This window comes from Cardiobacterium hominis (genome assembly GCF_900637305.1).
GTDB lineage: Bacteria > Pseudomonadota > Gammaproteobacteria > Cardiobacteriales > Cardiobacteriaceae > Cardiobacterium > Cardiobacterium hominis.
This window is the reverse complement of sequence record NZ_LR134365.1, coordinates 1,533,597-1,540,000: the sequence shown is the minus strand read 5'-3', so window position 1 is coordinate 1,540,000 and position 6,404 is coordinate 1,533,597. Positions and strand designations below refer to the sequence as shown.

Below are 6,404 nucleotides of genomic sequence, written 5' to 3'. Positions count from 1 at the left end.
TGCCGAAATACGCCAACTGGCCGACTTTCCCGCAGTTATGGGTCAAGGGCGAACTGATCGGCGGTTGCGACATCATCACCGAGATGCATCAGGCTGGCGAACTGGCGCCGTTACTTGCTGATATTGAGTGGCCTGACGAAACTTGAATATAGGCATAACCAAGCGCTATCCCGCCACTCCGGCAAGCATGGCACAATCGACCTTCCTTTCAACATATTGCGAGAACATCATGAAAAAATCACTGCTTTTTACCGCTCTTGGTCTGGCCACCTTGGTGCAAACCACGCAGGCCGACACATTGGACGATGTCAAAAAACGCGGCGAACTACGCTGCGGCGTCACGCAAGCGCTAGCCGGTTTTTCCGTCGCTGATGACAGTGGCCGCTGGACGGGGCTGGACGTGGATTACTGTCGCGCGTTGGCCTCCGCCATTTTTGACGATCCGGAAAAAGTCAGCTTCCGCCCAACCTCGTCAAAAGAGCGCTTTACCGTACTGCAATCCGGTGAAATTGACGTACTGGCGCGCGTCACCACTTGGACGACCTCGCGCGACGTTGATATGCCGTTCGATTTCATCGGCGTGAATTACTACGACGGTCAAGGCTTCATGGTGCGCAAAGATCTTGGCATCAAGAGCGTCAAAGAGCTCTCCGGCGCCTCCATCTGTACCAACACCGGCACCAGTACCGAAACCAACATGGCGGATTACTTCAAATCAAACGGCATGGAATACAAGCCGGTCATTTTCGAAAAATCCGAAGAAGTGAAATCCGCTTACGATGCCGGGCGTTGCGACGCCTATTCTTCCGACGTCTCCGGCCTGTACGTGCAGCGCAAACTGCTCGCCAAACCGGACGACCACATCATCCTGCCGGAAGTCATCTCCAAAGAGCCGCTTGGCCCGCTGGTGCGCCAGGAAGACCCGGGCTTCAAAGACCTCGCCGCCTGGACGCATTTCTGCATGGTCAATGCCGAAGAATACGGCGTCAGCAAGGCCAATCTGGAAGAGATGAAAAAAAGCGACAACCCGAACATTCGCCGCCTGCTCGGCCTTGAAGCGAACGGCGCGGACAAGCTGGGGGTTGGCGCGGACTTTTGCGCAAAAATCATCAAACACGTCGGCAACTATGGCGAAGCCTACGACCGTAACGTCGGCAAAGACTCGCCGCTCAACATCGAACGCGGCCTGAACCGCCTCTGGAACCAAGGCGGCATCATGTTCGCACCGCCGCTGCGCTAAGGTAAGTAGTGTTCGGGGCACGGCAGGATAGTAGCTTGTGGAAATATTCCCTTTACCCTGCCGCACCCCGTATTTTCAAATAGTTAGGACGGTTGTAAGCAGCTCTTAACTCAACCTACGACACTACGATACCTGTAAAAGGAACCCCATGAACCCCTACGACTACCTCCGCCCCCTCCTTTTTCGTCTTGACCCCGAGCGCGCGCACAACCGCACCCTTGCCCTGCTGGCGCGTATGCCCGTCTTCATGCCGCGCGGCACGGGCGGCAAACCCGTTGAACTGATGGGGCTGACCTTCCCAAATCGTTTGGGTCTGGCTGCAGGCCTCGATAAAAACGGTGTTGCCGTCAGCGCGTTTGACCGCGCCGGTTTTGGTTTCATCGAGGTCGGTACCGTCACCCCACGTCCGCAGCCGGGCAACCCGCGCCCGCGTCTGTTCCGCCTGCCCGAACATGAGGCCATCATCAACCGCATGGGTTTTAACAATCTCGGCATTGACGCCTTGACCGCCCGTCTCGCTACCACGCCTAAACCACGCGCGCTGCTTGGCATCAACCTGGGCAAAAACAAGGACACGCCGAACGAAGCCGCGCTGGATGATTACCGCATCGGCCTGCAAAAAGCCTGGGCGCACGCCGACTATCTCGCCATCAATATTTCTTCGCCCAACACCGCCGGGCTGCGCGACCTGCAACACGGCGCGGCGCTGCGCGACCTGCTCGCGGGCATCAAGGCCGAGCAACAGCGCCTTGCTGATGAAACGGCGCGCCGCGTGCCAGTAGTGGTCAAAATCGCGCCCGATCTCGACGACGCCGCACTCTACGCCACCCTCGACACCATTGCCGAGGCCAACATGGACGGCATCATCGCCACCAACACCACCCTCGATAAAAGCGCGGTTGCCAGCCACCGCTACGGCGGCGAACAGGGCGGCCTCTCCGGCGCACCGCTGACTGCGGCGAGCACCGCTATTGTCAAAAAAATCCGTGCGCACTTGCCGCAGATGGCGCTGATTGCCGCGGGCGGCGTGATGCGTGCTGCCGATATGCAGGCGAAGCTGGACGCGGGCGCCGACTTGGTGCAAATCTACAGCGGTCTTATTTATCGCGGGCCGCAACTTGTCCGCGATTGTCTGCGTCATTTGGATCAGGCGTAAACGCCCTGCCGCCTGCTTTTTCAGCGTTGGCGGCGCGCATTTTTTGTTAATATTTCTGTCATGTTCGCACCGCCCAAGCGGTGCGTTTTATTCCCGCACGGATTTTTTGCAAGGAGGTTCCATGTCATCAACGGTTTTATCTGCGGAGTTGCGGCAGAAGCTGCATCAGGCGCTCAATCAGCTTGCGTCGATTGTCGTCGGCAAGCAGGAGGTGATTGCGCTCTCGGTCGCCTGTCTGCTCGCACGCGGGCATTTGTTGCTCGAGGATTTGCCCGGCGCGGGCAAGACGACGCTCGCGAAAGCCTTTGCCGCGACGCTCGGCCTGGATTTTCGCCGTATTCAGTTCACCTCCGATTTGTTGCCGGCGGATGTCATTGGTTTTTCGACGCTGGATGCGGCCGCGCAGACGCTGGTTTTTCATCAGGGGCCGGTGTTTACGCAGTTGTTGCTCGCCGATGAGATTAACCGCGCGTCGCCCAAGAGTCAGTCGGCGCTTTTGGAGGCGATGGAGGAGCGGCAGGTGTCGCTTGACCGGCAAACGCACCGCCTGCCGTCACCGTTTTTTGTGATTGCCACGCAGAATCCGCTGGAGCAGATTGGCACGTTTGCTCTGCCGGAGTCGCAGCTCGATCGTTTTTTGATGCGTCTGTCGCTCGGTTATCCCACCGCGGCGCGCGAGGCGGAGATTTTGCGCGGGGTGTCGCGCGAGGCGATGCTCGCCGCAGCTAAACCGGTGCTGTCCCGCGAGGAAGTGCTGGCGTTGCAGCAGGCGACGGCGCAGGTGGTGGTGTCGGAAGCGCTGGCGCAGTATGTGCAGAAGTTGTTGGCGTACACGCGCACCAGCGGCGATTTTGTCCACGGGCTTTCGACGCGCGGCGGGCTGGCGCTGGTGCGGGCGGCGCAGGCGTATGCGCTGTTGCGCGGTGAGTCGGCGGTGTTGCCGGAGTTTGTGCAGAAGGTGTTTCCGGCGGTCGCCTGGCACCGGCTGCGCTCGGTGCATGCGGATAGTGAGGGGCATCAGGCGGCGCTTGCGCGGGTGCTCGGTCAGGTGGCGGTGCCGTTGTAATGGCGATTGAGGACAGGGCGCGCGCGTATTGGCGGGCGCGGCAGCGGGAGGCGGTCGGCTCGCGGTTGTTGCCGTCGGTGTTGCGCATGCCGGTGGTGCCGACGCGCTTCGGGCTGGCGTTTTTGGCGGTGCTGGCGGTGATGTTCGTCTGGTCGGCCAATCATCAGTTGAATCTGGGCTATGCCTTGACGTTTTTGGCTTTTTCGGTGTTTTTGCTCGGCGGGACGATTACTGCCGGACAGCTCGCCGGGCTGGCGTTTGCCGCGCAGGGCGGCGCGCCGGTGTGGGCGGGCGACGAGGCGTCGTTTACGCTGACGGTGGTGGAAAGTGACGGCCGCGAACGCGGGCTGGTGCATGTGCGCAACGACGAGCAGCGCGCGGTGAGCGATGAATTGCGCGCCGGGGCAACGGCGCTGGTGGTGCTGCGCGAGACGACGTGGCAACGCGGCTGGCACGTGATGGCGCCGATTGAGGTGTTCTGCACGCATCCGCTCGGCGCGTTCGTCACTTGGGCGTGGCTGTGGCTGGACGCGCGCGTGCTGGTTTATCCGCGTCCGGCGGGCGATTTGCCGCTGCCGTGGCAGGCGGCGGCCGGGGCGGGCAAGGCGCAGGGGGCGACGGCGGGCGATGATGAGTTGTCCGGCTTGCGCCCGTATGTGCTGGGCGATTCGCTCTCGCGCGTCGCCTGGAAGCGTGCCGGACGTGGCGAATTGCTCTTGAAGCAGTTTGCCGGTGAAGGCGCACCGCGGGTGTTGCTGGATTTCGCCGCGCTCGCCGGTGGCACGGAGCAGCGCCTGTCGCAGCTGGCCAAATGGATTGTCGAGGCGGAGGCGCAGGGGCTTTCTTATGCGCTGCGCCTGCCGGATGCTTTTTTTGATTTTGGCCACGGGCGCGAGCAGCGCGAGACCTGCTTGCGCGCGCTGGCGCTGTTTGGGGGTGGCGCATGATCCGCTGGGTGAGCGCGCAGGCGTATCAGGACCGCCTTGAGCCGCGCGAATGGCGGCGCATTACCGCGACGTTTACGCTGGTGGCGTTGCCGCTGTTTTTCTTTTTGCCGTCGTTGCTGGCAGTGCTGCTGGCGGTCGCCCTGGCGCTGAAGTTCGTCGCCATTGTCCGCGCTGACGAGCGCCTGGCGATTACCGCCGCCCTCGGCCTGATGCTCATCGGCGGCATGGTGATTTACGGGCAGTTGCGCACGCTTGGGCTGACGCTGTCGTTTGTCGCGCTGCTCGTGACGATGAGCGTCTGCAAGCTGCTGGAGTCGCGCAACCGCCGCGACGTGCATGTACTCTTTTTGCTGGAAACGCTGCTGATGCTGGCGTTTTTGATGTTCTCGCAGTCCATCCTGATTTTTCTCTATTTGCTCTTTGCGCTGGCCATCAGCGTGCATGGGCTGGTGCGCTTTGAACAGCTGGGGCGGGCGCGGGTGCAGTTCGCCCGCTGGCGCGACATGTTGCGCCTCTTGCTCATCGCCCTGCCGTTTGCGGCGGCGATGTTTTTCCTCTTTCCGCGCATCCAGCCGCTGTGGGGCATGCCGCAGCAGGGCAAAGGCGCCGTGACCGGTCTGCCGGACGAGATGCGCATGGACGATCTCTCCTCGCTGGCGCAGTCCAATGAAATCGCCTTCCGCGTGCGTTTCGCCGGCGACAAGGTGCCGGACAGCCGCAAGCTGTACTGGCGCGGCCCGGTGCTGTGGCATTTTGACGGCAAGCAGTGGCTGCAACGGCGCGGCGACCTGTTCCGTGGCCCGGCGCCCTATACCTATCAAAAAGACAGCGTCGTGCATTACGAGCTGACGCCGGTGAAGGCCGGGCTGAAATGGCTGCCCGCGCTCGATTTGCCGCTGCAACTGCCGCCGGACACGCCACTTGGCAGCGCCTTCCAGATTGCCATGCCGCGGACGGCGCGCGGCGTCGTCGCCAACCGCTTCAGCCTCGCCTCGGCGCTGGATTTCCGCACCGACGACGAACTGTCGCGTCGCGACCGGGAAGACGCGCTGCAACTGCCGCCCGGTCTGACCATCCCGCAAACGCAGGGACTGGCGCAACGCCTGCTCCAGGAGAACGGCAACAGCGCACGCGGTTTCGCCGAAGGCTTCCTCAAACGGCTGCGCGAGGAAGAATTCTACTACTCACTCGAACCGCCACCCGGCGCGGGCAATCCAGAAACCTTCCTTTTCCGCGACCGCATCGGCTTCTGCGAGCATTACACCAACGCGATGGTGCTCGCCGCGCGCAGCGTCGGCATTCCGGCGCGGGTCGTCATCGGCTATCAGGGCGGCGCGCGCAACCCGCTCAACGGCGACTGGGTAGTGCGCGAAGAATCGGCACACGCCTGGGCAGAGCTGTGGCTGGATGGCGAAGGCTGGGTGCGCTTCGACCCGACTGCCGCCGTCGCCCCGAACCGCATCCTGCAAGGACAACTCTCCGGCGGCGTACTGACCGCCGGTGAAGACAGCCGCGCCTTCAGCACGCGCATCGCCGAAAACCTCGGCGCCGTTGCCTGGCTGCGCAGCGCGATGGACGCGACGCAGGCCTTCTGGCAGGACTGGGTCATCGACCTCGACCGCGATCAACAAAACAGCCTGCTGCAAAGCCTCGGCCTGCAAACCTTCGGCTCGGCCGCGTTGATATTCGTCTTGCTCATCCTGCTTGGCGTCGGCAGCGCGCTGCTCTACTGGCTGTGGACGCGCCGCCCGCGCAGCGACGACGATGCCGTCGCCCGTGCCTTGCGGCGCAAACTGGCGGCATGGGAAAAACGCGGCTACAGCAAGGCGACTGCCGAATCGGTGGCGGTGTTCTTCCGACGCATTGCCAAAGAAGTCGAGGGAAAACAAGCGGACAGACTGCTGGAGGCGGCGACCCTCTACGAATCGCTGCGTTACCGCGAGGATGATAACGCTTCGCAACTGTTGAGTTTGCTAAAACGAATCCGCTTATAAC

Annotated in this window: 6 protein-coding genes (1 of these 6 only partly in view); all 6 read left to right on the top strand. The window is 62.3% G+C overall.

The window, feature by feature from the left end; all coding sequences use genetic code 11:
• Window positions 1-146: the final stretch of a Grx4 family monothiol glutaredoxin gene (gene grxD / locus EL199_RS07520; RefSeq protein ID WP_004140235.1), read on the top strand. 181 nt of this gene lie to the left of the window's left edge; 146 of the gene's 327 nt are visible here — the last part of the coding sequence; its start codon lies beyond the left edge, outside the window; the stop codon is at window positions 144-146.
• An 83-nt stretch (window positions 147-229) separates the two neighbouring features.
• Window positions 230-1,240 (top strand): amino acid ABC transporter substrate-binding protein, encoded by a 1,011-nt coding sequence (locus tag EL199_RS07515; RefSeq protein WP_040354608.1) that lies wholly within the window; start codon window positions 230-232, stop codon window positions 1,238-1,240.
• A 148-nt stretch (window positions 1,241-1,388) separates the two neighbouring features.
• Complete coding sequence (locus EL199_RS07510) at window positions 1,389-2,396, top strand: quinone-dependent dihydroorotate dehydrogenase (RefSeq protein WP_040354606.1); 1,008 nt, start codon at window positions 1,389-1,391, stop codon at window positions 2,394-2,396.
• Window positions 2,397-2,517: 121 nt separating this feature from the next.
• Complete coding sequence (locus EL199_RS07505) at window positions 2,518-3,462, top strand: AAA family ATPase (RefSeq protein ID WP_004140229.1); 945 nt, start codon at window positions 2,518-2,520, stop codon at window positions 3,460-3,462.
• Window positions 3,462-4,409, top strand: coding sequence for a DUF58 domain-containing protein (locus tag EL199_RS07500; RefSeq protein ID WP_004140227.1), 948 nt, complete (start codon window positions 3,462-3,464; stop codon window positions 4,407-4,409). The genes EL199_RS07505 and EL199_RS07500 overlap by 1 nt, the downstream gene beginning before the upstream one ends.
• On the top strand, window positions 4,406-6,403 hold the full coding sequence (locus EL199_RS07495) for a transglutaminase family protein (RefSeq protein WP_004140225.1): 1,998 nt from the start codon (window positions 4,406-4,408) through the stop codon (window positions 6,401-6,403). Before EL199_RS07500 ends, EL199_RS07495 begins: the two co-directional genes overlap by 4 nt.
• The last annotated feature ends 1 nt before the right edge of the window (window position 6,404 follow it).

Coding starts and splice junctions, on each gene's coding strand:
- EL199_RS07515 (WP_040354608.1), top strand. CDS start 230: ATGAAAAAATCACTGCTTTTTACCGCTCTTGGTCTGGCCACCTTGGTG.
- EL199_RS07510 (WP_040354606.1), top strand. CDS start 1,389: ATGAACCCCTACGACTACCTCCGCCCCCTCCTTTTTCGTCTTGACCCC.
- EL199_RS07505 (WP_004140229.1), top strand. CDS start 2,518: ATGTCATCAACGGTTTTATCTGCGGAGTTGCGGCAGAAGCTGCATCAG.
- EL199_RS07500 (WP_004140227.1), top strand. CDS start 3,462: ATGGCGATTGAGGACAGGGCGCGCGCGTATTGGCGGGCGCGGCAGCGG.
- EL199_RS07495 (WP_004140225.1), top strand. CDS start 4,406: ATGATCCGCTGGGTGAGCGCGCAGGCGTATCAGGACCGCCTTGAGCCG.